21 protein-coding genes are annotated in these 25,621 nt (G+C 60.3%); 18 read left to right on the top strand and 3 right to left on the bottom strand.

The window, feature by feature from the left end; genetic code table 11:
* The first annotated feature begins 61 nt into the window (after positions 1 to 61).
* Genes ACQ4N8_RS17975 through ACQ4N8_RS17965 form a run of 3 tightly spaced genes read left to right on the top strand, consistent with a single transcriptional unit; the run spans position 62 to position 4,557 of the window.
* A complete protein-coding gene (locus ACQ4N8_RS17975) occupies positions 62 to 1,684 on the top strand; it encodes a response regulator (protein WP_430705727.1) in 1,623 nt (540 codons plus the stop codon).
* A gap of 1 nt (position 1,685) precedes the next feature.
* Positions 1,686 to 3,587: a sensor histidine kinase gene (locus ACQ4N8_RS17970; protein ID WP_430705726.1), complete on the top strand. Its 1,902-nt coding sequence runs from the start codon at positions 1,686 to 1,688 to the stop codon at positions 3,585 to 3,587.
* Entirely contained in the window at positions 3,559 to 4,557 is a 999-nt protein-coding gene (locus tag ACQ4N8_RS17965) for a substrate-binding domain-containing protein (protein WP_430705725.1), read from the top strand. Before ACQ4N8_RS17970 ends, ACQ4N8_RS17965 begins: the two co-directional genes overlap by 29 nt.
* 82 nt (positions 4,558 to 4,639) lie before the next feature.
* Here the strand turns inward: ACQ4N8_RS17965 and ACQ4N8_RS17960 are convergent, their stop codons facing one another.
* Complete coding sequence (locus ACQ4N8_RS17960) at positions 4,640 to 5,515, bottom strand: AraC family transcriptional regulator (RefSeq protein ID WP_430705724.1); 876 nt, start codon at positions 5,513 to 5,515, stop codon at positions 4,640 to 4,642.
* Positions 5,516 to 5,758: 243 nt separating this feature from the next.
* Here ACQ4N8_RS17960 and ACQ4N8_RS17955 point away from each other — a divergent pair, with 243 nt between their 5' ends.
* The 7 genes from ACQ4N8_RS17955 to ACQ4N8_RS17925 all read left to right on the top strand — a co-directional run bounded on the left by ACQ4N8_RS17955 (position 5,759) and on the right by ACQ4N8_RS17925 (position 12,999).
* Positions 5,759 to 7,549, top strand: a complete 1,791-nt coding sequence (locus ACQ4N8_RS17955) for an L-fucose isomerase (protein ID WP_430705723.1) — start codon at positions 5,759 to 5,761, stop codon at positions 7,547 to 7,549.
* Between the two features lie 32 nt (positions 7,550 to 7,581).
* On the top strand, positions 7,582 to 8,241 hold the full coding sequence (locus ACQ4N8_RS17950) for a class II aldolase/adducin family protein (RefSeq protein WP_430705722.1): 660 nt from the start codon (positions 7,582 to 7,584) through the stop codon (positions 8,239 to 8,241).
* A 17-nt stretch (positions 8,242 to 8,258) separates the two neighbouring features.
* Positions 8,259 to 9,824, top strand: coding sequence for a rhamnulokinase (locus tag ACQ4N8_RS17945; protein ID WP_430705721.1), 1,566 nt, complete (start codon positions 8,259 to 8,261; stop codon positions 9,822 to 9,824).
* Positions 9,825 to 9,902: 78 nt separating this feature from the next.
* Positions 9,903 to 10,337: an L-fucose mutarotase gene (fucU, locus tag ACQ4N8_RS17940; RefSeq protein ID WP_430705720.1), complete on the top strand. Its 435-nt coding sequence runs from the start codon at positions 9,903 to 9,905 to the stop codon at positions 10,335 to 10,337.
* A gap of 158 nt (positions 10,338 to 10,495) precedes the next feature.
* Positions 10,496 to 11,224 carry an SDR family NAD(P)-dependent oxidoreductase gene (locus ACQ4N8_RS17935; RefSeq protein WP_430705719.1) on the top strand — a complete coding sequence of 243 codons (729 nt, stop codon included), beginning with the start codon at positions 10,496 to 10,498 and terminating at the stop codon, positions 11,222 to 11,224.
* A 48-nt stretch (positions 11,225 to 11,272) separates the two neighbouring features.
* Complete coding sequence (locus ACQ4N8_RS17930) at positions 11,273 to 12,250, top strand: aldo/keto reductase (protein WP_430705718.1); 978 nt, start codon at positions 11,273 to 11,275, stop codon at positions 12,248 to 12,250.
* Between the two features lie 113 nt (positions 12,251 to 12,363).
* A complete protein-coding gene (locus ACQ4N8_RS17925; protein ID WP_430705717.1) occupies positions 12,364 to 12,999 on the top strand; it encodes a ThuA domain-containing protein in 636 nt (211 codons plus the stop codon).
* Positions 13,000 to 13,404: 405 nt separating this feature from the next.
* Here ACQ4N8_RS17925 and ACQ4N8_RS17920 read toward each other — a convergent pair whose 3' ends face one another.
* Positions 13,405 to 14,307: a transposase gene (locus ACQ4N8_RS17920; RefSeq protein WP_430705716.1), complete on the bottom strand. Its 903-nt coding sequence runs from the start codon at positions 14,305 to 14,307 to the stop codon at positions 13,405 to 13,407.
* A gap of 408 nt (positions 14,308 to 14,715) precedes the next feature.
* On the opposite strand from ACQ4N8_RS17920, the gene ACQ4N8_RS17915 reads away from it, so the two are divergent.
* The 5 genes from ACQ4N8_RS17915 (at position 14,716) to ACQ4N8_RS17895 (ending at position 20,716) form a co-directional block, all read left to right on the top strand.
* Positions 14,716 to 16,797 (top strand): bifunctional aldolase/short-chain dehydrogenase, encoded by a 2,082-nt coding sequence (locus tag ACQ4N8_RS17915; RefSeq protein ID WP_430705715.1) that lies wholly within the window; start codon positions 14,716 to 14,718, stop codon positions 16,795 to 16,797.
* 79 nt (positions 16,798 to 16,876) lie between these two features.
* Complete coding sequence (locus ACQ4N8_RS17910; protein WP_430705714.1) at positions 16,877 to 17,635, top strand: DeoR/GlpR family DNA-binding transcription regulator; 759 nt, start codon at positions 16,877 to 16,879, stop codon at positions 17,633 to 17,635.
* A gap of 51 nt (positions 17,636 to 17,686) precedes the next feature.
* Positions 17,687 to 18,415, top strand: coding sequence for a (Fe-S)-binding protein (locus tag ACQ4N8_RS17905; protein ID WP_430705741.1), 729 nt, complete (start codon positions 17,687 to 17,689; stop codon positions 18,413 to 18,415).
* Positions 18,412 to 19,998, top strand: a complete 1,587-nt coding sequence (locus ACQ4N8_RS17900) for a LutB/LldF family L-lactate oxidation iron-sulfur protein (RefSeq protein ID WP_430705713.1) — start codon at positions 18,412 to 18,414, stop codon at positions 19,996 to 19,998. The genes ACQ4N8_RS17905 and ACQ4N8_RS17900 overlap by 4 nt, the downstream gene beginning before the upstream one ends.
* Complete coding sequence (locus tag ACQ4N8_RS17895; protein WP_430705740.1) at positions 19,991 to 20,716, top strand: LutC/YkgG family protein; 726 nt, start codon at positions 19,991 to 19,993, stop codon at positions 20,714 to 20,716. The genes ACQ4N8_RS17900 and ACQ4N8_RS17895 overlap by 8 nt, the downstream gene beginning before the upstream one ends.
* Here the strand turns inward: ACQ4N8_RS17895 and ACQ4N8_RS17890 are convergent.
* The gene (locus ACQ4N8_RS17890; RefSeq protein WP_430705712.1) at positions 20,713 to 21,468 is read right to left on the bottom strand and encodes a DeoR/GlpR family DNA-binding transcription regulator; all 756 of its coding nucleotides are present in this window, start codon (positions 21,466 to 21,468) and stop codon (positions 20,713 to 20,715) included. The genes ACQ4N8_RS17895 and ACQ4N8_RS17890 overlap by 4 nt on opposite strands.
* A 255-nt stretch (positions 21,469 to 21,723) precedes the next feature.
* On the opposite strand from ACQ4N8_RS17890, the gene rhaB reads away from it, so the two are divergent.
* From rhaB to rhaD, 3 genes are all read left to right on the top strand, one after another.
* Positions 21,724 to 23,181, top strand: coding sequence for a rhamnulokinase (rhaB, locus tag ACQ4N8_RS17885; protein ID WP_430705711.1), 1,458 nt, complete (start codon positions 21,724 to 21,726; stop codon positions 23,179 to 23,181).
* A 51-nt stretch (positions 23,182 to 23,232) separates the two neighbouring features.
* Positions 23,233 to 24,492 (top strand): L-rhamnose isomerase, encoded by a 1,260-nt coding sequence (gene rhaA, locus ACQ4N8_RS17880; RefSeq protein WP_430705710.1) that lies wholly within the window; start codon positions 23,233 to 23,235, stop codon positions 24,490 to 24,492.
* 144 nt (positions 24,493 to 24,636) lie between these two features.
* Complete coding sequence (gene rhaD, locus ACQ4N8_RS17875) at positions 24,637 to 25,491, top strand: rhamnulose-1-phosphate aldolase (protein WP_430705709.1); 855 nt, start codon at positions 24,637 to 24,639, stop codon at positions 25,489 to 25,491.
* Positions 25,492 to 25,621: the final 130 nt, after the last annotated feature.

Genomic DNA, 25,621 nt, shown 5'->3' with positions numbered 1-25,621 from the left:
TTGGGAGCCTGCCAACGCCCATGTTGAACCTATTGACCTCTCAAGCGGGGAGGGGAGCGACTTGTACAAACTGATTGTAGTGGACGACGAGGACGAGGTGCGGGAGGGCATCCGGCTGAAAACCGACTGGGCCGCCTGCGGCTTCGAGCTCGCCGGGGATTACGCCAACGGCCGGGATGCGCTGGAGGCGGTTCATCAATTTCACCCCGACGTCATCCTAACGGATATTTGCATGCCGTTTATGGACGGGCTGGAGTTGGCTGAGCAGGTCGCCGGGCGTTACCGGGATATCCGAATCGTCATCGTGACCGGGTACGAGCATTTCGAATACGCCCAGCAGGCGATTCGGCTGAAGGTGAACGACTATTTGCTCAAACCGGTGAACCTGGAGGAGCTGACCGATTTTTTGCGGCGGATGAGAAGCGAACTGGACGAGGAGCGCGCCCATCGGGAAGACTTAAACCGGCTGCGCCGGCGGCTGAACGAGAGCCTGCCGCTGATGCGCGAACGCTTCCTGGAACGAATGGTCACCAGCCGGCTGAACGAAGCGGAAATCAACGAGAAGCTGGCTTATTACCAAATCGATTTATGCGGTCCGGCGTATCTGGCGCTTGTCGCGGATCTGGATGACCCCGTCCCGAACGGATTGCCTGCCGCTCAGAACCTGGATCAAGACGAGCTGCTGCGCTTTGCGGCCTTCAACATTTTCGAGGAAGTGTTCGCCAAGGAGCGGGGCGGATTCGCGTTTGGCACCCGGGACGACAAGATCGGGCTGCTGCTGGCCGGCGACCCGCAGGAGCTGGAGTCCGCCGCCCAAACGGCCGCCGAGCAAGCCGGATTTGCCGTGCACAAATACTTGAAGCGTTCGGTTTCCATCGGCATCGGCCGCCCTTGCCGGCTGCGGAGCGAACTGGCCCATTCGTACCGCGAGGCTGCCTCAGCGTTGGAATACCGCTTCTTGCACGGCCGGGGACGGGTGCTGGGCATCTCCGACGTCGAGTACGGCAAACCCGGCCTCGGCGGACATACCGGTTACGGGGAGCTGGAGAAGAGGCTCGCCGCCGCGCTCAAAACCGGCAAAGCCGACCTGGTCTCGCAGGCGCTGGAGGAAGGCTTCGGCGAGCTGCGCCGGTCGCTGGCCGCGCCGCGCCGCTGTTACGCCGCCGCCCATCGCATGCTTGCCCTGCTTATCCAGATGATCGTGGACGCCGGCTTCGACGACGGAGAACTGTTCGGCGAAGATCCGTTTTCCGGCTTGCCGCCGATCCAGACTTTAGGCGATCTGCAAAGCTGGCTGGACGACTGCTGCCGCCGAGTGCTCGCTTACCTGTCCGAACGGCGGGCCGGGGTGAGCGAATGGCAGATTGAGGAGGCGTTGCGGTTCATCCGGGAGCATTACGGCGACCCGGAGCTCAATTTAGGCCGGGTTTGCCGGCACGTGTATCTCAGTACGAGCTATTTCAGCGCCTTATTCAAGCAGCATGCCGGATGCACCTTTGTGGAGTACCTGACCCGGCTGCGCATCGACAAGGCCAAGGAGCTGCTCGCATTAACCCGCCTCAAAACCTATGATGTCGCCGGGAAAGTCGGGTATGGCGATCCGCAGTATTTCAGTGTGATTTTCAAGCGGGTAACGGGGGTCACGCCGAAGGAGTACCGTTCCGCCCTGAAGGAGAGTCGATAGGATGGCCGGGTGGACAAGGGGACGCTTCCGCTTCAAAAGCATCCGCACGGAAATCGCCGTCGCTTTCGCTGGCCTGATGCTTTGCACAACGGTGGGGCTGACGCTGAACACGCTGTTCCTGTCTTCGGACGCGGTCAAGCAGAGTTCCGGCCGCTACGCCGAGAAGCTGCTCGAGCAGGTCGGAGCGAACATCGCGGCTTACGTCGGCAACATGACCGGCATTTCCGAAATGGCGCTCAATAACAAGGACCTGCAGGCTCTGATGGAATCCGGCGATCCGATGGGCGCCGAGGGACGGGAGCATGCCGGGCGACTGCACGATTTTTTTCGGGCGGTAACCGAGTCGCGGAACGACATCGCGTCGATCCTCTTCATCGGCAGCAACGGCGCCGTGGTGTCCGACCGGGGGGGCGGGAAGATAAAGGACGCGGCGGAGCTGACCGGACAGGATTGGTACGCCGCGGCCCTGGAGGCCGGCGGCCGGGAGGTCGTATCTTCCTCGCGGGTGCAGCGTCTTGTTCACGGGGAATATCGTTGGGTCGTTTCGATCTCCCGGCAAATTCGAGGCGGCGGCTCAGGTAACGGCGCAAGCGGCGTTCTGCTGGTCGATCTCAACTATAACGTGATCAACGATCTCGGCAATTCGCTGCAAATGGGCAGCCGCGGGTATGTGTTTATCGTCGCGCCGGACGGCAGTCTCGTCTACCATCCGCAGCAGCAGCTCGTCTATTCCGGCCTCAAAACGGAGCCGATCGAAGCGATCATGCGCTCGCGGGACGCTACCTTCGAAGCGGTGAACGACAGTGGGGCCAGGCTCTATACGGTGCGAAATTCGGCGTTCGGCTGGAAAATCGTCGGGGTGAACGACCCCGAGGAGCTGGTCGCCAACAAGCGGCAAATCCAAAGCTCTTCCTTCCTGTGGGGCGGCGCATCGCTGGTTTTGACGCTGGGGTTGTCCTTGCTGTTATCGCTGAAGCTGACCGAACCGATTCAAAACCTGGGGCGGCAGATGAAAAAAATGGAGACCGGCGATTTCGACGTTCGGGTGGAGATTACCGGAGTCAACGAGATCGGCCGGCTGGCCCGCACCTTTAACCTCATGGCGGCGAAAATCAAACAGCTCGTCGGCCAGCTTGTGCGGGAGCAGGAGGAGAAGCGGATCAGCGAGCTGAAGGCGCTGCAGGCGCAGATTCAACCGCATTTTCTTTATAACACGCTCGACTCAATCGTATGGATGGCCGAGATGGGGAAATCGGCGGAGGTGGTCAAGATGACGTCGGCCTTGTCCAAGCTGCTTCGCGCCAGCATCGGCAGCGGCGAGGAGCTGGTGCCGCTCCGGACCGAGCTGGCGCAGGCGGAAAATTACCTCACGATTCAAATGATCCGTTACCGGGGCCAATTCACGTATTCGATCGACGTGGATCCGGAGCTTCTCGATTGTCTGACGATCAAGCTCGTGATGCAGCCTCTCGTGGAAAATGCCATCTACCACGGCCTTCGCCGCAAAGCGGATCCGGGCCATATCGCGATCTCGGGACGGCGAACGGCGAGCGGGATCGAGCTAGGCGTCCGCGATGACGGACTGGGTATGCCACCGGAGCAAATCGAGCGGCTTAGCTCCATGCTGCGGCAGCCGTCCGAAGCCGCCCGCGCGACGACGGCGTTCAGTTCTCCGGGCGCCATGCGCCCTGAAACGCAGCCGGGGAGGGGGACCGGCCTCGCCCGGGGCTGCGGCGGCCTTGGCCTGGTTAACGTCAGCCACCGCGTGCAGCTCCATTTCGGACGAGGCTACGGACTCAAGGTGGACAGCGAGTTGGACGAAGGAACAACGGTCGTGGTGAGCATCCCGGAACTTAACGAGAGGAGCGATGCCGATGCGGGGCCGAATGCTGATCTTGGGTAGTTGCGTGCTGCTGGCGGCGCTGCTGTGGGGGGCCTTCCATTACGTGAATCAGGCGGCTTCCCCGAAAACGCCGGTGATCTGGTACGTTCCGAAATCGCTCGACGCGGGTGTGGAATTCTGGGTAGTGGCGGAGCAGGGCGTAACGGCGGCATCCAAGGAATACGGCGTCCATGCGGTCGTCAAAGGCACGGCGACGGAAGAAGATATCGACGGGCAAATCGCCATTTTGCAGCAGGCCTTGAAAGAGAAGCCGGATGCCGTCATTTTAGCCGCCAGCGACCGTCAGCGCTTGCTGCCGGCGGCGAAGGCGCTGACGGAGGCGGGCATCCGGCTGGTCACCGTCGATTCCGGGCTTGAGGGCGGCGGCTCCGCCAGCTTTATCGGCACCGACAATTACGCCGCCGGACAGCAGGCCGGGATGATGATGGCGGACGCCCTCGGCGGAGAAGGGCTCGTCGGGATCATCAACACGGTGCGCGGCTCGGAAACCGCGTGGGAGCGGGAGCGCGGAGTCCGCGACGTGCTGCGGCAGCACCCGCGCATCGCCGTGATGGCGGCGAGCTACACGGGCAGCCTGCAGGCGCGGGCCTATGACGCCGCCCGGGAACTGCTTCGCTCCGAGCCGGAGCTTGCCGGCATCGTTGCCCTGAACGAGCCGACGGCGGTCGGGGCGGCCCGGGCGATCGCCGAGCTCGGGGATACGCGGCCGCGCGTGAAGCTGATCGGCTTCGACAGCTCGCGCAGTGAGGTCATGGATTTGGAGCAGGGGCTGCTCGATGCGACGGTCGTACAAAAGCCCTTTAATATGGGATATTTGGCGGTGAAAACGGCGATGGACCTGCTGCATGGGCGGAAGGTGGAGCCCGTGGTCGACACCGGCTCCGTCGTGATCACGAAGCGGAATATGTACGCTCGCGAGAACCAAAAGCTGCTGTTCCCGTTCGTGGAGGAGCCGGCTGAGGGGCGGTAAGCACGTGTCGGGGCTCGGCGATTCTGCGCGCATCCCAACATGAACGTTGCGGTTCACGTATGGCCCGATTCGCGCCCGCCTGTCACGGCCGTCCGGGCAGGTTCCCCGATGAATCCTTCCGGCCGTCCCGGTAGGCGCTTGGCGACAAGCCCGTCACCTTTTTGAACAGCATGGAAAAATACTTGTCGTTTCCGTACCCGACCCGGGCGGCGACCTCATGCACCGGCGCGTCGCTTTCGGCGAGCAGGCGTTTGGCTTCCTCAATGCGGCGGGTGATCAGGTAGTTGACGGGCGAATCGCCGAGCTCTTTTTTGAACAGATGGGACAAATAGTGCTGGCTGACGTAAAGGGTGTCGGCAATCTCCTTCAGCGTGATGCTGCGGGTGTAGTTTTTATCGATGAACTGCTTGGTGCGGACGGTGATTTCGTTCTTGTCCTTCAGCGGGTCAAACGGATGCTTGACGTCGACGATCCGGTACAGGAGCGTGATCAGCGACATGAGCAGGTTATTGCTGAGCGTTTCGTAGCCGAGCACCTGGGAGTCGCATTCCTGCAGCATCTCCGACAGGTAGCTCTCCACTTTGTAGGCGTATTTTTCGCAGGGGATGACCGGCTCGACGGAAGCGGGCAGCAATTGGCCCGGCGGAACGCCTTCGATATGCACGTTGCCTACGCCGCAGTAGATCACTTTGAACGGCTCCGCGCTGACCGAGCGTTCCTCATGCGGCACGCCGGCGTTGTAGACCGCGACGTCGCCGGGATTCACCTCGTACGTGTTGCCTCCGATCCGGAATTCTCCGCGGCCTTCGATGATATATATAATTTCGCAGTAATCGTGGATTTGCGGCGGCGCGTAGAAGCGTCGCTCATCGGCGACTTGACCGGCGTACAGCAGCTCGGGCGTTTTTTTGAAACGGAAACGGTCGCTTTTGCGATGAGGGATTTCGATTTTGGGCACGCTGGGTTCCTCCCGGGCGATTGGATAACTTCATTATAGCCGAAGCGGGGACGGATGGAACGAAAATGTCGAGCTTAGCCAAAGCCGGACGGGCGGAACGGAAAGGGGGAGGGCTTTTACCTCCGGCGGGTACACTTTTTTGCGCTTTTGCGGCGGCAACATGGCAACATAGTAGGTTCCCGATCAAGCGGGGCAATTTTAAAATGGGACTATAATCATCAAGGCCAAGGAGGCAGGTTAGTTATGGTTGAAAACGATTACAGATGGCAAGGCGGTTTTCCGAAAATCGGCATTCGTCCGACGATCGACGGCAGAAGAAGAGGCGTGCGCGAGTCCTTGGAGGAGCAGACGATGAATCTGGCCAAGGCGGTGGCGCGCCTGCTGGAGGCGGAGCTGCGCTATCCGAACGGCCAGACGGTGGAATGCGTGATCGCCGACACCTGCATCGGCGGGGTCGCCGAGGCGGCGGCCGCGGCGAAGAAATTCAAGCAGGCCGAAGTAGGCCTGTCGATCACGGTAACGCCGTGCTGGTGCTACGGCACGGAAACGATGGATACCGATCCGTCCATCCCGAAGGCGGTTTGGGGCTTTAACGGCACCGGGCGCCCGGGCGCGGTGTATTTGGCGGCCGTGCTGTCCGCGCATGCGCAAAAAGGGCTACCGGCGTTCGGCATCTACGGCGAGGATGTGCAGGACGAAGGCGACGACCGGATTCCGGCCGACGTGCAGGCGAAGCTGCTGCGTTTTGCCCGCGGCGGTCTGGCGGCAGCCATGATGCGGGATCAGGCTTACCTGTCGATGGGCTCGGTATCGATGGGCATCGCCGGCTCGATGGTGAACGACGCCTTTTTCCAGGAGTACCTGGGGATGCGGAACGAATACGTCGACATGACCGAGTTCACGCGCCGGATGGAAGAGGGGATTTACGATCCCGAGGAATACGAAGCGGCGCTCGACTGGGTGAAAAAGAACTGCCAGGAAGGTCCGGACAACAACCCGGCCCATTTGCAAACCTCGCGCGACCGCAAGGACCAGGAGTGGGAAACGGTCGTCAAGATGACGCTGATCACGCGCGACCTCATGATCGGCAATCCTCGCCTCGCCGAATTGGGCTACGAGGAGGAAGCGCAGGGCCATCACGCGATCGCTTCCGGCTTCCAGGGACAGCGGCAGTGGACCGATCATTTTCCGAACGGGGATTTCATGGAAACCGTGCTCAATTCTTCGTTCGATTGGAACGGCACGCGCGCGCCTTACCTCGTGGCGACGGAAAACGACAGTCTCAACGGCGTCGGCATGTTGTTCGGGTATTTATTGACGAATACGGCGCAAATTTTCGCCGATGTGCGCACGTACTGGAGCCCGGCTTCCGTGGAGCGGGTGACCGGCCATAAGCTGGAGGGCCGTGCGGCCGGCGGCATCCTGCACCTGATCAACTCCGGATCGGCGGCGCTGGACGGGACCGGCGAGCAGACGAAGGACGGCGCGCCCGCGATCAAGCCGTTCTGGGACATCAGCGAGGAAGAAGCCCGGCGGATGCTGAAGGCGACGCAGTTCCGCCCGGCCTCGCTGGAATATTTCCGCGGCGGCGGGTTCTCCACCGATTATTTGACCCGCGGGGGCATGCCGATGACGATGACGCGGCTGAACCTGGTCAAGGGGCTGGGGCCGGTGCTGCAAATCGCCGAAGGCTACTCGGTCGATCTTCCGGAGCATGTGCACGATACGCTTGACAAACGGACCGACCCGACGTGGCCCTCAACGTGGTTTGCACCGAACCTGACCGGCAGCGGGGCCTTCTCCAGCGTGTACGGCGTGATGGACAACTGGGGCGCGAACCACGGCGTGATCAGCTTCGGGCACATTGGCGCCGACCTGATTACGCTGGCGTCGATCCTGCGAATTCCGGTGAGCATGCATAACGTACCGAAGGAGCAGGTGTTCCGTCCGCGGGCCTGGGGCCTGTTCGGCACCGAGGAAGCGGAAAGCGCCGATTTCCGGGCTTGCGCGGCGTTCGGGCCTCTGTACAAGTAGTATCAAGCTTGAAAGAAAAGGAGAATAACAAGATGCAAAACATGGAGACGCGCCAAGAGCTATGCAAATACGCCCGCAAGATCGTGGATCAAGGACTTGTCGTGGGGCCGGGCGGGAACATCAGCGCCCGGGCGGGCGACAACATGTACCTGTCGCCAAGCGGCTTTGCGCTAGAGGAGATCGAACCGGAGCAGTGGATCGAGGTGGACATCCCGACCGGGGAGATCACCGATATCGGTCTGCGCCCGTCGTCCGAGGTGCTGATGCATTTGTACGGTTACCGCGAAAAGCCCGATCTGGGCGCGATGGTGCATACGCATCCGTCGCATTGCATCGCTTTTACGCTGATTGAGCAGAAGCTGCCGATCATGTTTCCGGATCAGGCGGCGCTGGTCGGACGCACGGCCTACATTCCGTATTTGATCCCGACGACCGATCTGCTGGCGAACGCCGTGGCCGCCAAGGTGAACGAAGCGAGTTCGATATTGCTGGGGAACCACGGCCTCGTGACGACGGGCCGAAATTTGCGGGAAGCGTATTACCGGACCCAGGTCGTGGAGGAGAGCGCGAAAATTTACTTAAGCGCGAAGGCGGCGGGAACGCCGGTGCCGCTCACGGATCGGGAAGTGGCGGATATCGCGGCGCTGGAGAGCGAGGACTACCGGATCCAGCTGCTGCAAAAAATGAAATGATCGGACGGTGAGAGTTCATGTCATCGGAAAAACGTTCCCCTTGCGTGTTGGCGTTTGATTTGGGAGCCGGCAGCGGCCGGGCGTTCGTCGGCGAGATCGTAAGCGGGACGAATGGGGGCAGCGGCGGTTCGGCTCCCTCCGCCGGTTCCGGCAAGCTGAGGATCACGGAAATCCACCGTTTTCCGAACACCCCGGTATCCATTGGCGGTCATCTGCACTGGGACACGCCGATGCTGCTGCAAGAGATCAAAACCGGCATCCGCAAAGCGTTCCAAGCCGGCTACCGGCCGGAGAGCTGCGCCATCGACACCTGGGGCGTCGATTTCGGCCTGCTTGACCGGGGCGGCGAGCTGCTGGGCATCCCGTACCATTACCGCGACCGCCAAACGGAAGGGCTGATTGAAGAAGTGTCCGAGCTCGTCGGGGCAGAGCGGCTGTTCCGCGAAAGCGGGCTGCAATTTATGCCCTTTAACACGATATACCAGCTGTATGCGCTGAAAAAAGCGAACTCGCCTAAGCTTGACATCGCCGAGACGCTGCTGTTGACGCCGGATTTGCTGAACTATTTTCTCACCGGCAAACGCTGCTGCGAGTTTACGATGGCGACGACGACGGGGCTGTACGACCCGGGGCGAGGCGCGTGGAATCGGCCCTTGCTGGCGGAGCTGGAGCTGCCCGGCGCCATGTTCCTCGAACCGGTTTCGCCGGGAACGGCGATCGGCGAATTGACTGCGGAGGTTCGCGCGGAGCTGGGCGTGCCGCCGATGAAGGTGATCGCCGTCGCCTCGCACGATACGGAATCGGCCGCGGCGGCCGTACCGGCGGATTCGGCGTCGTTCGCCTATCTCGTCAGCGGCACCTGGTCGCTGCTCGGGACGCAGATGCCCGCGCCATTGCTGGAGCAGGCCGTGCTGGAGCGCCAATTCTCCAACGAAGGCGGCGTGGACGGCACCTATCATTTGCTGAAGAACATCATGGGCCTGTGGATTCTTCAGGAGTGCAAGCGCAAATGGGAGCAGGGGGGCGGCTACGGCTACTCTTTCGCCGAACTCGTGCGGCTGGCGGAGCAGGCGGAACCGCTGCGCTCCCTGATCGATCCGGACGACCTGCGGTTCATGAATCCGGCCGACATGCCGGAGGAAATCCGCAGCTACTGCCGGGAGACCGGCCAGCCGGTGCCCGATTCGACCGGCGGTTTCGTCCGCTGCATCCTGGAAAGCCTCGCCCTGCGTTACCGGCAGGTATTGGAACAGGCCGAGGAGCTGACCGGCTCGCGTTTTGCCGGGCTGCACATGGTTGGCGGTGGCATCCAGAACGAGCTGCTCTGCCGCTTTACGGCGGACGCGCTCGGCCGCCCGGTCTGGGCGGGGCCGGTGGAAGCCAGCGCGATCGGCAATCTGCTCGTCCAACTGCGGGCGGGCGGTTGGCTCAAGGATATGCGGGAGGGCACCAAACTGGTGAAGGCGTCATTCCCGTTGCAACCCTATGAGCCGGGCTCTCCGGAGCAAAGAGCAGCATGGTCCGCCGCGTACGGGCGTTATGAACGGCTTTCCTCCTTTGCAGGCCCATCGGGGCCCGCTTGAAACCGCGGATGATGTTCCGTGGATAACGCGAAGATGAAATGAGCAAGGTGCAAAACGTGACTTTGGGAGGCCAAGCTTATGTTAAAAGGAATATCCGGCTTGCTTTCGCCGGAGCTGCTGAAGATCCTCATGGAGATGGGGCATTCGGATGAAATCGTGCTCGCCGACGGGAATTTTCCGGCCGCCAGCCATGCCCGCCGTTTGGTGCGCTGCGACGGCCACGGGATTCCGGGGCTGCTCAAGGCGATCCTGCCGCTGTTTCCCCTCGACGCGTACGTGGACCGCCCGGTGTCCTTGATGGCGGTGACGCCGGGGGATCCGGTCGAGACGCCGGTCTGGGACGAATACCGCGAGATCGTGGGCCGCTTTCACCAGGCGGACGACCCGTTCGAGGAGGTCGAGCGGTTCGCTTTTTACGAACGGGCCAAACAGGCGTACGCGATCGTCTCCACCGGGGAAAAAGCGCTGTATGCCAACCTCATCCTGAAGAAAGGCGTTGTCGTACAGGATTGAGTCGGACCACGGAAACACCGGAACACCGTTCAATATGAAAACAGGGGGCTGCCTTGAGCAAGCCCTCTTTTAACGTTGAAGAAAAGCGTTTACAATAAGGGGGACCGTAACCGCATCTACCTGCGGTGGATGCTTCAGGAGAGGGAGAGTGGGCTGCAATGACCTATACAACATTCGTTACCGGGGCCGATCACGGCATCGGTTTCGAATTGTCGCGCAAGCTGCTGGAGGAGGGCCATCGGGTGTTCGCCGGACGGTTCAATCCAAAGGATACGGCGTTGTTGGAACTGAAATCGCGGGACGGCGACCGGCTGGTCCTCGTGGATCTGGACGTGGGCAGCGATGCCAGCGTGCAGGCGGCGGCCGACGCAGTACGAAGCCATACCGATGTTTTGGACCTGCTGATCAACAACGCGGCGATTCTTGGAGATATTGAGGAGACCGTGCAGGGCCAGCTGAATTTCGATGAGATGCTGCAGGTTTTTAATGTCAACGCTTTAGGCAGCTTAAGGGTCACGAATGCGCTGATCGGGCTTATCATGAACAGCCGGCCGCGCACGATCGCCAACATTTCCTCGGAAGCGGGCAGCATCGGCCAATGCTACAGGGACGGCTGGTTTGCCTATACGATGTCGAAGGCGGCGGTGAACATGCATTCGAATGTCGTGTACAACGGTCTGAAGGCTCAGGGGGGTCAGGTGCTGGTGCTGCATCCGGGCTGGGTGCAGACGTTTATGCGTGGGGAGAAGGATACGGCTGCCGCTTTGACGCCGGAGCAATCGGCCGGCAAGCTGTGGGGCATCATCCGGGAGCGGATGGAGCAGCGCGGGGAAGTGGCCGATCCGCCGGCGTTCCTCGACGTGGATGGCAACGTGCTGTCATGGTAAAGAATGGGATTTTAAATATGAACAATCTCAGAGATGGAGGCGTACGCAATGGAATATACATACTTGGGCCGTTCCGGTCTTAAAGTCAGCAAGCTGTGCTTGGGCACGATGAACTTCGGGGTCAACACCGACGAGAAGGAAGCTTTCCGCATCATGGATGCGGCGCTGGATGCCGGGGTGAACTTTTTCGATACCGCCAACATCTACGGATGGGGCGAAAATGCCGGGAAAACGGAAGAAATTATCGGCCGTTGGTTTGCCCAAGGCGGAGGCCGCCGCGAAAAAGTCGTGCTGGCGACCAAAGTGCACGGCGACATGAGCGACCCGCTCGATGGACCGAACAGCCCGGCCGGACTGTCGGCCTATAAAATCCGCCGCCACCTGGAAGGCTCGCTGCGCAGGCTGCAAACGGATCATATCGAGCTGTACCAAATGCATCACATCGATCGCAACGTCTCCTGGGACGAGTTGTGGGAGTCGTTCCGCATTTATATCCTGCAGGGAAAAATCGGCTACGTCGGCTCCAGCAACTTTGCCGGCCGCGATTTGGTGAAGGCGCAATACGAAGCGAAACACCGCCACATGCTGGGCTTGGTGTCGGAGCAGCACAAATACAACCTGCTCTGCCGCCTGCCGGAGCTGGAAGCTTTGCCGGCGGCCGAAGATCTCGGCATCGGCGTCGTGGCCTGGAGCCCGCTTGAGGGCGGCTTGCTCGGCGGCAACGCGGCGAAGAAGCAAGCGGGCTCGCGCACGGCGAACGACAATCGCTACGAGCAGTTCCGTCCGCAGCTCGAGGCGTTTTCCGCGCTGTGCCGGGAGCTGGGAGAAAGCGAAGCCAACGTTGCTTTGGCCTGGACGCTGGTCAACCCGGCGATGACCGCGCCGATCATCGGGCCGCGGACGCTGGAGCAATTCCAGGATACGCTGCGGGTGGTTGAAATCAAGCTGGATGAAGCCGTGCTGAACAAGCTCGACGAGATTTTTCCGGGCCCGGGCGGATCGGCACCACAAGCCTACGCTTGGTAAAGGGAGCAAAGTTAAACCGACTATTCGGGTAACATGAGGAAGATACGCCGGAGCTCCCGAGAGGGGAACCGGTGGACTATTGACTTGGGTTAAGGGAGAGGGGAGAGTTGGGAATGGGAATGTCGAGGCGTAACGCTTTGATGATCGGCAATAACGCAGATGCGCCTTACCATCCGCTGGACGCGGTCCGGGAGGAGATGGGGCGGATTTTGCGGGACGATTTTCAGGTTGCGTCCAGCGCGGATTACGGGTTGCTTGCAGGAGATAATCTGTCCCGTTATGATCTTTGCATTTCGTATGCGGACCGCTGGGACGACCCGGTGACCGCGGAGCAAGCGGCGGGGTTGATCGCCTATGTAGCGGGCGGCGGAGGGCTGCTGGTAGTGCACAACGGCATCTCCCTGCAAGCGAAACCCGAGCTAGGCCAAATGATCGGCGCCAAATTTACGGAGCATCCCGCTTATACGGAGCTCGAATTCGAGGTGACGGCGGCGGATCACCCGGTGATGGAAGGCATCGGGCCGTTCGTGCTCGCGGAGGAGCCCTACCGTTTCGACTTCGATCCGTTTTGCGACAAAGAGGTGCTGCTTGCGTACCGTCATGAAGGCCGGGAATGGCCGGCGGCTTGGGCGCACGCCTTTGGGCTGGGCAAGGTCGTATTCCTGATGCCGGGGCACCATCTCCCGTCGTTCCGGCATGCCGAGTACGCCAAGCTGCTCCGCAACGGGGTGAAATGGGTGGCGAGGTAAATAGGTTTAAACCGATGGTGGTAAGAAAACGCGAAGGGTGTTGAGAGATTGCGGACAGGAAGTCCGGTGGATTTGGCGGCAGATCAACACTCGCTGTCCGGACGCTTTGCACGATTATCCTGTTTGATCAGGTAGCAGAGCAACAGAACAAGCCGGGACCAGAAAATACTTTGTGGAAAAGCAGATAGGTTCGAGATCATGAGACGGTCTTGGGAAAAAGAATCGGGGCTGGGCGAAATGAAGCAGACCGAACGAGAGGGATGGGCAAGACGCCGAAAAAAAGTGAAAAGACCGTGGTTCTTGCTGCAGCCTGAACCCTGAATTCTTCCGACTTCACCGTACATGCTAAATCACACCGATCAAGTGACCCGCATTTTGCTGACCTCTACCATCCAAATAGTTCTATTAGGCCGCAGCCGCAAGGGGCTGATTCGGTTGGCACGCGATCAGTTGGCGATAGGTAATCGCCGGAATCGCCACACACAGGTGCAGCAACGTCTGCCGCATCGTTTCTTCCGTTCCGTGCAGGCGCAGCCGTCGGCGCACGGTGTACTCGTTCAGATACGCCTGCAGATGCTTCAGTCCCAAGGCTACATACGTACTCTTCAGCGATTCCCACGCCGCTCTCACCACTTTTCGCAAGGGCAAATATAGCCGAAAGGCTAGAGGGAACGACTGCACCACCGATGTACGGACATCCACATGCCCGTTGATGAACGCGGTAAGTTCGTGACGACTTGCCCTTTTTTCGGCGCCTCTCTTCTGCGGCAACAGATGGATTTTAACCTGCTCCGGCTCGCCCGACTCCGTTACCGTGCAGCCGGCTACGACCGCCGAGGCATACGGATGGAGTAACTGACACCGGGATGGATCCTGCCCATACAGATCGCTGTTCACCTTCACGTCTCCGCAGAGCAGCTCCCGGGCGTCAAACTCCCCGACGGCATGGCGTATTTTGTGCAGCATCAACCAAGCGGTCTTGTAGGAGACCCGGATCACCTGGCTCAGCCGTAGCGCTGAGATGCCATCGGGAAGCAAGAACAACTCTAGCGCCCGGAACCACTTCACAAGGGGCAGGTGCGTTCGTTCAAAAATCGTACCGACCAAAGGCGACGTTTGATTCGCGCATCTAGCGCACTCGAACAAGGGGATACGCCGGGAGGTCAGACGGCTGCACCGGGTGTGAGCGCAGCGCGGGCAGACAAAGCCATTCGGCCACTTCATCGCGATCAACGCCTCCATGCAGGCCTGCTCGCTGTGATAACGACTGCTGAAGGGTTGAAGATCCGTACCCGCATTGACTTCCATGTCCGCTCACCCCGAATCAAGAATTCACGTACGTATGTTCGCTTTATTTCATTATACCAAACAAACGTTCCCACCTCAAGTCGAAAATCTCACCTGAACCGCCTCTTTTTTTTTCTTATCTCTTTTTTCTTCATCCCTTACCCTAGTCTCCAACCACTAGCCCCTGCCCCCTGAATGAAAGGGATAATCGTGCAAAGCAACATGCAGGGACATCAAGACATGAACCCTATAGAAAGCCACCTTAGCCGCTCACCTCAGCCACCTTAGTCTGGCATCCTGGGGTTATTAGAGCTTAAAAAAAGTCCGTTTTTTTTGTGAAAGCGCTATATTCAAAATGAAACAAATATATTAAAATTAAAACAAACAAAAATAAAGAAAAAAATAAACAATCAAAAATGGAGGTAAGACATGGTACAGAACTTATGGGACTCATCGAAAGCATCTGCAGTATCTTCGGGATTGGGCGAGCTGGTGTACCGCTCGAACCTGCTTGGCGCGGATCGCCGGGTTTGCAATTGGGGCGGCGGCAATACGTCAAGCAAAACGACCGAAAAGGACTTCCGCGGGCGCGACGTGGAGGTCATGTGGGTCAAAGGCAGCGGCTCGGACCTGGCTACGATGAAGGCCGGGAACTTCACGGGCCTGCGCATGGACGATATTCGGCCGTTGTTCGAGCGGGCGGAAATGACCGACGAGGAGATGGTCGCCTATTTGGCCAACTGCATGATTGACGCCAAGCATCCGCGGGCTTCGATCGAAACGCTGCTGCACGCCTTTTTGCCGTTTAAGCATGTCGACCATACGCACCCGGACGCGATCATCAGCTTGTGCTGCGCCGACAACGGCCGCGAGATTGCCCGGGAAATTTACGGCGACCGCTTCGTTTGGGTTCCTTATATTCGGCCGGGCTTCACGTTGTCCAAAATGATCGCCGAAGGCGTACTGGCCAATCCCGGCGCCGAGCTGGTGTTGATGGAGAAGCACGGGCTTGTGACCTGGGGCGATACGCCGGAGGCCTGCTATGCCCAAACGATCGCGATCATTAATGAAGCCGAGCGCTACATTGAGGCAAAAGCCGAAGCGCAGGCAGCCGAAGGCCGCGTGTTCGGCGGCAGCAAAGCCGCGCCGCTTTCGGCAGATCAGCGGCGGGCAATCGCGGCGGCGGTCATGCCGCTGGTCCGCGGGCTGGCGAGCGGCGACAAGCCGGTGATCGTCACGTTCGACGACGAGGAGGACGTGCTGGAGTTCGCCGGCAGCCGCGATGCCGCCGAACTGTCGCAGGTCGGCGCGGCTTGCCCGGATCACCTGGTGCATACCAAGGTGGTGCCGCTGTTCGTCGACTGGACGCCGGACGCGAGCGACGCCGACGGCCTGAAGGATAAACTCACGAGCGGAATCGCCGCCTATAAAGAGCAGTATAAAGCTTATTTTGAGCGCAACAAGCAGGCCGGCGACGTCATGTTCGAAGCGGCTCCCCGCGTTATCCTGATTCCCGGCGTCGGGATGCTGAACACCGGCAAAAGCTGGAGCAATTCCAAGCTGAGCGGCGCGTTGTACCACCGGGCCATTGCGGTCATGAGAGGGGCGACGGCGCTGGGCCGATTCGTCTCGCTCAGCGAAAACGAATCCTATAACGTGGAATATTGGCCGCTGGAGCTGTACAAATTGTCGCTTGCGCCGGCGGAAGCCGAGTTCTCCCGCAAGGTCGCTTTCATTACCGGGGGAGCCGGCGGCATCGGCAGCGAGTCCGCGCGTCGCCTCGTCGAGGAAGGCGCGCATGTCGTGCTGGCGGACCTGAATCTGGAAGGCGCGCAGAAGGTCGCCGCGGAGATCAACGCCAAATACGGCGAGAACCGGGCGCTGGCGGTCCAAATGGACGTCACGCAGGAGGAGCAGGTGTCGGCGGCTTATGCCGAAACGGCGCTGGCCTACGGCGGCGTGGATATCATCGTCAACAATGCCGGCCTGGCGACCTCCAGCCCGTTCACGGAAACGTCGCTGAAGGAGTGGAATTTGAACATTTCCGTGCTGGGGACGGGATATTTTCTCGTGGCGCGCGAAGCGTTCAAGCTGATGAAGGAGCAGAATACCGGCGGCAGCATGGTGTTCATCGGCTCGAAAAACTCGGTGTACGCCGGCAAGAACGTCACGGCCTACAGCTCCGCCAAAGCGCTTGAAGCCCATTTGGCCCGCTGCATCGCCGCCGAAGGCGGGGAGCTGGGCATCCGCGTCAACACGATTTTGCCGGACGCGATTTTGCAGGGCTCGGCCATCTGGAACTCGAATTGGCGCAATGAACGGGCGGCCGCTTACGGCATCGAGCCGGATCAACTGGAGGAGTATTACCGCAAGCGCACCACGCTGCTCGTCAACATTTATCCGCGCGACATCGCCGAAGGCGTCGCTTTTTTCGCTTCGTCCAAAGCGGCAAAAACGACCGGCTGCATGCTGACGATCGACGGGGGCGTGCCGGCGGCGTTCGTGCGGTAACGGGTAACGGAACGGAACGATACGATACGCTGGGATTGGATTGCAGCACTTATTTGAGGTCAAGGGTAGGAGGATGCAGATGTTAGCTGCCGAGAGATATGAGAAAATCGTCCGGCTCGTCAACGAACGCGGTAGCATGCGCGTAACGGAGCTGAGCGAGCTGTGCCGGGTGACCGAGGAGACGATCCGGCGGGACCTGGACCGGCTGGAGAGCGCAGGGCGCTTGCTCCGCTCCCACGGCGGGGCGGTCAGCGTGCAAGGCCATCAGCCGGAGACGCCATATTTTGAACGCGAGGTTATGCAAGCCGAGGAGAAGAAGCGCATCGCCCGGGAAGCGGTGAAGTTGATCGAGCCCCGGGAGCGGATTCTACTCGATGCAAGCACGACGGCCTGGTACATGGCGGCCGATCTGCCGGATATGCCGCTGACCGTGTTGACCAATTCGCTCAAGGTCGCCGCCGAACTGGGCGGCAAGGAGCAGATCGAGGTCATCTCGACGGGCGGGCAGTTGGCGCGGCGCTCGATGTCCTGGGTCGGTCCGCTCGCCGAGCGGTCCCTGGATGCGTACCACGTCGACCGATTGTTTCTGTCTTGCAAGGGATTCCATCTGGAGCGCGGGATCAGCGAGTCGAACGAGCTGCAGGCGATGGTCAAACGGAAAATGATCGAAATCGCCGACGAAGTCGTGCTGCTGGCCGACGCCAGCAAATTCGGCCAGCAGGCTTTTGCCCATGTGGCCAAGGCCGAGCGGCTGCATACGATCATTACCGATTACCGGCCGGATGCCCGGGTTCTGGACGAATTGCGGCAGCGGTCGATCGGCTTAATTCAGGTTTAACATCATATAACGAATGGAGGTGCGTAAATGGATAAACCAACGGCTGCGGATATCAAGGTGTCGATGTTCATCACCTGCGTCAGCGACGCGGTATATCCCCGCATCGGAGAAGCAATGGCCAGGCTGCTGGCGCGGCTCGGCGTGAAGCTCGATTTCCCGAAAACGCAAACCTGCTGCGGCCAGCCCGCGTTCAACAGCGGCTATTGGAACGAAGCACGGCAGTCGGCGGCCACGCTGCTGGAGGCTTTCGCGGACAGCGACTTCGTCATCGCGCCATCGGGTTCCTGCATCGGCATGATTCATCATTACCCGAAGCTGTTCGAGCAGGATCCGGTCCGGCTGGCGATGGCCGAGGAGTTGCAGGCGAAATCCTACGAGTTTACGCAATTTCTCGTGCAGGTGCTGGGGATCACCGACCTTGGGGCGGTATTCCCCCATAAAGTAACGTACCACCCCTCTTGCCACGGTAGCCGGCTGCTCGGCATCAAGGACGAACCGATGGCGCTGCTGCAGAACGTCAAGCGGCTGGATCTCGTTCCGCTTCCGTTCGCCGAGGACTGCTGCGGCTTCGGCGGGACGTTTGCGGTAAAAATGGCCGACATTTCCGGAGCGATGGTGACGGAAAAAGCCGACCATGTGCTGGAGACGGAAGCGGAGGTGCTGACCGGGCTGGACATGGCCTGCCTGATGAATATCGCCGGCAATTTACGCTACCGTGAACAGCCGGTTCGCGTCATGCATCTGGCCGAGCTGCTGTACGAAGGGGTGAGCGGAGCATGAGCAAAGGAACGGCGGGCGCAGTCCATACGACAGACCGGGCCGCCACGGTAAAAGAGCGTGCCGGCGAGGCGCTGAATAACGACTTTTTGCGCAAAGCGGTGCGTTTTACGACCGAACGGCTGCGGGACGGAAAGAAGAAGGCGGCCGAAGACCACGGCCATTGGGAGGAATGGCGGGAACGCGGACGGCAAATCCGCCTGCATACGATCGCGCATCTGGATTATTATTTGAACCGGTTTGCGGCGCAAGCCCGGGCGAACGGAGCGCATGTCCATTTTGCCGAGACCGGGGAAGAAGCGGTGCGGATCGCCTTGGAAATCGCCGCCCGCAAGCAAGCGCGTTCCGTCGTGAAGTCGAAGTCGATGGTCAGCGAGGAACTGCACATCAACCAAGCGCTGGAAGCAGCCGGCGTCGAAGCCGTGGAGACCGACCTGGGCGAATACATCATCCAGTTGGCCGGCGAAGCCCCGTCGCATATCATCATTCCGGCGATCCACAAGAACCGGCATCAGATCGCCGAGCTATTGTCCCGAGAAGCGGGGGAGCAGCTTCCTCCGGACACGGCCGTGCTGGCCGGATTCGTGCGCCGCAAGCTGCGCGCCAAATTTCTGGCGGCGGACATCGGCATGACCGGCTGCAATTTCGCTATTGCGGAGACCGGCTCGATCGTGCTGTTCGAAAACGAAGGCAATGCCCGCATGGTGTCGACTGTGCCGAAAACGCAAATCACGTTTATGGGCATGGAACGGATTATTCCGTCGTGGAGCGACCTCGAGGTGATGGCGACGCTGCTGCCGCGCTCGGCGACCGGTCAGAAGCTGACCGTGTACATGTCCGGCATTACCGGCCCGCGCCGGCCCGAGGACGGGGACGGACCGGAGGAGATGCACATCATCATCCTGGATAACGGGCGATCCGGGCAGCTGGGCGATCCGGAATTCCAGGAGCTGCTCAACTGCATCCGCTGCGGGGCATGCCTCAACGCCTGTCCCGTTTACCGTCACATCGGCGGACACGCCTACGGCGGCACATACAGCGGCCCGATCGGAGCGGTGCTGACGCCGGCGCTGAACCGCAATGTGGCGGAATGGGACGACATCGCATCGGCCTCCAGCCTATGCGGGGCTTGCTACGAAGCTTGTCCCGTCAAGATACCGCTGCACGACATGCTCGTTTATTTACGCAGACGCAAGGTCGAGCAAGGCCACGGCGATAAGCTGGAAACCGCCGGAATGAAGGGCTTTGCGGCGGTCATGGGCAACTCCAAGCGGTTCCATCGGGCGCTGAAGGCGGGGCGGATCGCCCAGAAGTTGGTCGTGCGCGGAGGAGAGATCCCGGCCCGGGTCGGTCCGCTTAAAGGCTGGAACACTTACCGCGTAGCCCCGAGCCTGGCGAAGCAGCCGTTCCGCGAACACTGGGATACGCTGCAATACGAGCTGCGGGCTTCCGTGGCGGAGACGGTGGCCGGCATGGCCGCGCAGGAACGCATGAAGGAGGCGCTGCGCAAGCGCCAGGCGGATCGGGCTCAGCGAAGCCGCGAGCCCGTCAATGGCAAGAAAGAAGGTCAGACCTATGATGGATAAAGGACATGAGGATTGGCTTAAACGGGCGGAGGCGGATTCGCGCAGCAAGCAGGAGCGGTTCATGCAGCGGATTGCGGAGCGACTAAAGCGGCCCCGGCTGCTAGAGAAGCCGGTCCACCCTTTCCGGGGAGCGCCGGACGCTTGGCGGGAATTCGAATGGAGCTTGGAGGAGCGGATGGCCCGGTTTACGGACCATTTCCTAAGCGCGGGCGGGCATGTGGCCCGGCTCGAAGATATGGAGGCCGTAAAGGGGTTCATAAGCGGAAAAGCGGAGGAAATGGGAGCCCGCCGCATTTTGCGGCAAAATGATCCCTTGCTGGAGGAGCTTCAGCTGGAAAAGGCCCTGGCCGAAGCCGAAGTCGCCGTCTGGAACACCGGAGGCGGAGAGGCGTGGACCGCCCGCGCGGCCGAAGCCGATTTCGGGATCGTGGCGGCCGATCACGCCGTGGCTTACACCGGTTCGCTCATCGTCAAGTCGGCCGCGGAAAGAGGTCGCTCGGTCAGCCTGCTGCCGACGGTGCTGTTCGCCGTCATCCCCGTAGAGCGGCTGAAAACGCGCCTTGGCGAGGTGTTGGACACGTTCGACGAAGCCGGGCGTGCCGGGCTGCCGGCCGGGATCCATTTCATCTCTGGCCCAAGCCGCTCGGCGGACATCGAAAACGACCTGACGATCGGCGTGCACGGTCCCGGCGTCGTGTTTGCGCTGCTGGTCGGCTAGTACAACACCTCGATGTTTTTGTCCCGCAGCAGCTTTAGCCAGGCATCGGCAGGCTCGCGATCGGTGATCAAATAATCGATTTGCTCCCAATCGGCCAGCTTGATGAAGGCGTTCTTGTCGAACTTGGTATGGTCCGCGAGCAGAATGACCCTGTCGGCATGGCGGAGCATATGTTTCTTGAGCTCGCATTCCGGCTCGTTGGAATCGGAGATGCCTTTGTCCGGCGACATGCCTTTGCAGCTGATGACGGCGGTGTCGACGTTGTATTTTTGCACCGTATCCTGGGCGGCGGGGCCGACCAGCGACAAGGAGCGGGCGCGCAGCGAGCCTCCGGTGGAAATCACGTGCAGGTTCGAGCCGGCAAATTCCTGCAGGACGCTGACGGAATTGGTGATGACGGTGACGTTGTTTTTGTTGAGCAGCGTCTTCAAAAACTCGAAGCAGGTCGAGCTCGGATCGATCATCAGCGTATCGCCGTCGTTCACCAGCTCCATCGCTTTGAGCGCGATGTCCCGTTTGATCTCCACGTTGAGCGTGTTCCGGGTCGTATACGGCAGGTCTTCGTTCGTATGCCGGTTCAGCATGGCGCCGCCGTAGGAGCGGGTAACGATCCCTTCCTTCTCCAGCTTCTCCAGGTCGCGGCGGATCGTCTCCTCCGTCACCTCGAACATTCGGCTCAGCTCCGACACCAGCACACGTTTGTCCTGATGAAGCAGGTCGATGATTTTTTGCTTGCGTTCAGCCGCCAGCATGGCGTTCACCTCGGGATCCGTTCAATTTTTCCATGGCCTGCGGCCTTGGGTTCCTTCCCATCATAGCGATAAATCAGCCTGCTTGGCAACGAGATAGGGGATAAAAAGCGATATTCACCCATTCCGTTTTCACGGAATAGACAAAAACAAAAATAAACAAACATAAATTATCTTTGTTATGTTGACTTCAAAAAGAAACGGGCATAGGATAAAAGTAAGATACGGCAGCATTTCATAGCGAGGAGCGCTGAGGAAATGATGAATCACATCGCCGTCGATATCGGCGCCTCCAGCGGGAGGCTGGTTTGGGGAAAAAGGCAGGACGGCCAGCTGTCGCTGCGGGAAATCCACCGGTTCGACAACGGCTTTCAGGAGCATGACGGACATTATTATTGGGACATCGATCATTTATATCGGGAAATCGTGCATGGGCTGCAGCAGGCCAAACGGCTTGGCATCGAGGCCTGTACGCTTGGCATCGATACTTGGGCGGTCGATTACGTGCTGTTGGACGGGAAAGGCGATCGAATCTCGGAGGTGTTTGCCTACCGCGATCCCCGTACCCACGAGGCCGCCAAACAGGTTCACGCCAATATTCCGTTTGAGCGGATCTACGGCAAATCGGGCATTCAATATCTTTCTTTCAATACGCTGTACCAGCTTTACGCGCATGATTCGAAGGAACTGGCCGACGCGGAGCACATTTTGCTCGTGCCGGACTATCTCTACTATTTGCTGTCGGGGCGGCTGATGAATGAAACGACGAACGCTTCCACGACGGCTTTGCTGAACCTGCAAACCCGCGATTACGATATGGAATTGCTGGATTTGCTGGGGCTGCCTCGGACGAAGTTTCCGGCTTTGACCGAGCCGGGAGCGCGGCTGGGCCCGATCAAGGAAGAGCTGGTGCGGGCTTACGATTTGCCCGATTGCGAGCTGATCGTCGCGGCGACGCACGACACGGCCTCCGCCGTCCTGGGCGTGCCGGCACGGGAAGGTTCCTGGGGTTACCTCAGCAGCGGAACATGGTCGTTGATCGGCGTGGAGCGTGCCAAGCCGCTGGCGACCGCCGAGGCGATGGAGCGCAACTATACGAACGAGTGGGGCGCCTACGGCACGTACCGTTTTTTGAAAAACATCATGGGGATGTGGCTCATCCAGGAGGTCCGAAAGGACTATGGCAAAGTGCACGGCTATGCCGAATTGGTGAGCCTGGCCGAAGCCGTGCCGCCGTTCCGTTCGCTCATCGATTGCAACGACGATCGATTTATGAACCCCCGGGCGATGACGGAAGAGATCCGGCAGTATTGCCGGGAAACGGGCCAGCCCGTTCCGGGAACGCCCGGAGAAGCGGCGCGATGCATTTTTGACAGCCTGGCCTTATCCTATGATTTTTACATTCGGGAGCTCGAGCGCTTGACCGGGGAGAAGCTGGATGCCCTGCATATCGTCGGCGGCGGGGCGAACAACGAATTGCTGTGCCAATGGACGGCCGACATACTCGGCATCCCGGTGGAAGCCGGGCCGACGGAATCGACGGCTTTGGGCAATCTGGCGGTGCAGATGGCCAGCATAGGCGCGATTCGCGATATCGGCGAGGGACGGGAGCTGATCCGGCGGTCTTTTCCGGTACGAAGCTATCTTCCGCGGACAACCGCGGCCGGCGCGATCGAATCGGCGCGGCAGCGATTTGCCGATTTGCTGAGGCGTTAAACGCCCGTTACGTCATGATGTGAAATGAATATTGCCGAGGAGGAGAAAACGGTGGAACCAACGATACAAACGAGCTATAACGAGGCCAAAAAGCTGTATGAGCAGCATGGCGTCGACGTGGAGGCCGCGCTTGCCCGGCTGAAACAAATCAAGATATCCCTGCATTGCTGGCAGGGGGACGACGTCAAAGGCTTTTTGCGGAAGGATACGGAGCTGAGCGGCGGCATTGCCGTCACCGGCAGCTACCCCGGGCGGGCGCGGACGCCGGATGAGCTTCGCCGGGACCTGGACCGGGCGCTCGGCCTGATTCCGGGAAAACATAAGGTCAACCTGCACGCGATCTATGCGGACACGAACGAAAAGGTCGAGCTGGACGCGCTGGAGCCGCGGCATTTCGCCGGCTGGGTCGACTGGGCGAAGGAGCGGCAGCTGGGGCTCGATTTCAATCCGACCTGCTTCTCGCACGACAAAGCCAAGGACGGGTTTACGCTGAGCCATCCCGACCCGGAGATCCGCCGGTTCTGGATCGACCACTGCAAGGCTTCGCGTAAAATCGCCGAATCGTTTGGCAAAGCGTTGGGTCAGCCATGCGTTACGAATTTCTGGTTCCCTGACGGATTCAAGGATACGCCGGTGGACCGGCTATCGCCGAGGGTGCGCCTGAAGGAAGCGCTCGACGAGGTTTTCGCCGAGGAAATCAGCGAAGAATACAACATCGACGCCGTAGAGAGCAAGCTGTTCGGCATCGGCTCGGAAAGCTACGTCGTGGGTTCGCATGAATTTTACATGGGATACGCCTTGACGAGAGGAAAGGCGGTGTGCTTCGATGCCGGCCATTTCCACCCGACGGAAACCATCTCGAACAAGCTGTCCTCGTGGCTGCTGTTCGGCGACCAGCTGCTGCTGCACGTCAGCCGTCCGGTTCGCTGGGATAGCGACCATGTCGTAACGATGGACGACGAGCTGCTGGACATCGCCCGCGAGCTGGTGCGCGGGGACCTGTTGGACCGGACGCACATCGGGCTCGACTTCTTCGACGGCAGCATCAACCACATCGCGGCCTGGGTGATCGGCACCCGGAACACGATCAAAGCGCTGCTGCGGGCCATGCTGGAGCCGATCGGCAAGCTGAAGGAGCTGGAGCTGAACGGCGATTACACCTCCCGTCTGGCGCTGGTCGAGGAATTCAAATCGTATCCGTTCGGCGCGATTTGGGATTACTACTGCGCGACGCAAGGCGTTCCGGTGCGCGAGGCCTGGCTGGCGGACGTGAAGCAATACGAAGAAAACGTGCTGTCGGCCCGCCGGTAGGCTCGGCGCTTGAATCGGAAGCAGCGCCGCCGAAATGCACTGGGCGCGTTTTTGTTCAGCCCTGCGCCGCGCGTGGTGATCGCCGCAACGGTAATCCGCAATTTTTTTTACAATATAAGCATTAGCGAAGGAGAGGAACCTGCTGTGAGTAAAGCGGTATCGGAAGTGGAAAAAGGATGGACGGGTCCGGTTAGGGAAGTGCCTTTTATCCGGGAGATGGCGGAAATCACGTATCATATGTGGCGGCTGGGCTGGGATGAGCGCAACGGCGGGAATATCAGTTATTTGCTTGACGAGGCGGAGGTAGCCCGGCACATCGGCATCGGGAAGGAGCAGGCGGGCAGAGTGCTGCCGTTGGCTTTTCCGGTGAGAGAGCTGGCGGGCAAATACTTCATCGTAACGGGTTCGGGCAAATACTTCAAAAACGTGATCTCCGATCCGGAAGCCAATCTTGGCGTGCTGCGGGTGGCGGAGGGCGGCGAACGCGTCGAGGTGCTGTGGGGGCTGCGGGACGGCGCGGTGCCGACCAGCGAGCTGCCGGCGCATTTCATGAGCCATATCGAGCGGCTGAAGGCGGACCCGGCGCACCGCATCGTGATGCACTGCCATGCGACGCACGCGCTGGCGATGACGTTCATCCATGAGCTGGACGAGAAGAAGCTAACCAAAACGCTGTGGGAAATGTGCACGGAATGCCTGGTGGTGTTCCCGGACGGCGTCGGCATCGTGCCGTGGATGGTTCCCGGCAGCCCGGAAATCGGGCGGGCCACGGCCGCGAAAATGCGCGAGCACCGCGTCGTCGTGTGGCCGCAGCACGGCATTTTCGGCACGGGGACGACGATGGACGAAGCGTTCGGACTGATCGAAACGGTCGAGAAGGCCGCGCAAATCTACATGCTGCTCGGCGAACGTCCGGTCATGCAAAAAATCACCGACGCCCAGTTGATCGACCTCGCCAAAGCGTTTGGCGTCACGCCGCTGCCAGGGATCTTGAATTAGGGTTCTAGCGGCCGGCCCCGGCGTTACGGAAGAAGGCGATAGGGAAGAAGTTGTTTTGCAACGTCAAGGATGGATGAGTGGAGAAATAGTATATAGGAGATTGCGGCAGGGGGATGAACCGCTGACCGTA

The sequence above is a fragment of the Paenibacillus macerans genome (genome assembly GCF_050565405.1).
Lineage (GTDB): Bacteria > Bacillota > Bacilli > Paenibacillales > Paenibacillaceae > Fontibacillus > Fontibacillus macerans_B.
Note: the sequence above shows the minus strand (reverse complement) of the source record. Positions and strands in the feature narration are given on the sequence as shown.

Excerpts from the sequence above, each read along its gene's own strand:
- ACQ4N8_RS17970 (WP_430705726.1), top strand. The coding sequence starts at position 1,686 with ATGGCCGGGTGGACAAGGGGACGCTTCCGCTTCAAAAGCATCCGCACG.
- ACQ4N8_RS17965 (WP_430705725.1), top strand. The coding sequence starts at position 3,559 with ATGCGGGGCCGAATGCTGATCTTGGGTAGTTGCGTGCTGCTGGCGGCG.
- ACQ4N8_RS17955 (WP_430705723.1), top strand. The coding sequence starts at position 5,759 with ATGGTTGAAAACGATTACAGATGGCAAGGCGGTTTTCCGAAAATCGGC.
- ACQ4N8_RS17950 (WP_430705722.1), top strand. The coding sequence starts at position 7,582 with ATGCAAAACATGGAGACGCGCCAAGAGCTATGCAAATACGCCCGCAAG.
- ACQ4N8_RS17945 (WP_430705721.1), top strand. The coding sequence starts at position 8,259 with ATGTCATCGGAAAAACGTTCCCCTTGCGTGTTGGCGTTTGATTTGGGA.
- fucU (WP_430705720.1), top strand. The coding sequence starts at position 9,903 with ATGTTAAAAGGAATATCCGGCTTGCTTTCGCCGGAGCTGCTGAAGATC.
- ACQ4N8_RS17935 (WP_430705719.1), top strand. The coding sequence starts at position 10,496 with ATGACCTATACAACATTCGTTACCGGGGCCGATCACGGCATCGGTTTC.
- ACQ4N8_RS17930 (WP_430705718.1), top strand. The coding sequence starts at position 11,273 with ATGGAATATACATACTTGGGCCGTTCCGGTCTTAAAGTCAGCAAGCTG.
- ACQ4N8_RS17925 (WP_430705717.1), top strand. The coding sequence starts at position 12,364 with ATGGGAATGTCGAGGCGTAACGCTTTGATGATCGGCAATAACGCAGAT.
- ACQ4N8_RS17920 (WP_430705716.1), bottom strand. The coding sequence starts at position 14,307 with ATGGAAGTCAATGCGGGTACGGATCTTCAACCCTTCAGCAGTCGTTAT.
- ACQ4N8_RS17915 (WP_430705715.1), top strand. The coding sequence starts at position 14,716 with ATGGTACAGAACTTATGGGACTCATCGAAAGCATCTGCAGTATCTTCG.
- ACQ4N8_RS17910 (WP_430705714.1), top strand. The coding sequence starts at position 16,877 with ATGTTAGCTGCCGAGAGATATGAGAAAATCGTCCGGCTCGTCAACGAA.
- ACQ4N8_RS17900 (WP_430705713.1), top strand. The coding sequence starts at position 18,412 with ATGAGCAAAGGAACGGCGGGCGCAGTCCATACGACAGACCGGGCCGCC.
- ACQ4N8_RS17895 (WP_430705740.1), top strand. The coding sequence starts at position 19,991 with ATGGATAAAGGACATGAGGATTGGCTTAAACGGGCGGAGGCGGATTCG.
- ACQ4N8_RS17890 (WP_430705712.1), bottom strand. The coding sequence starts at position 21,468 with ATGCTGGCGGCTGAACGCAAGCAAAAAATCATCGACCTGCTTCATCAG.
- rhaB (WP_430705711.1), top strand. The coding sequence starts at position 21,724 with ATGATGAATCACATCGCCGTCGATATCGGCGCCTCCAGCGGGAGGCTG.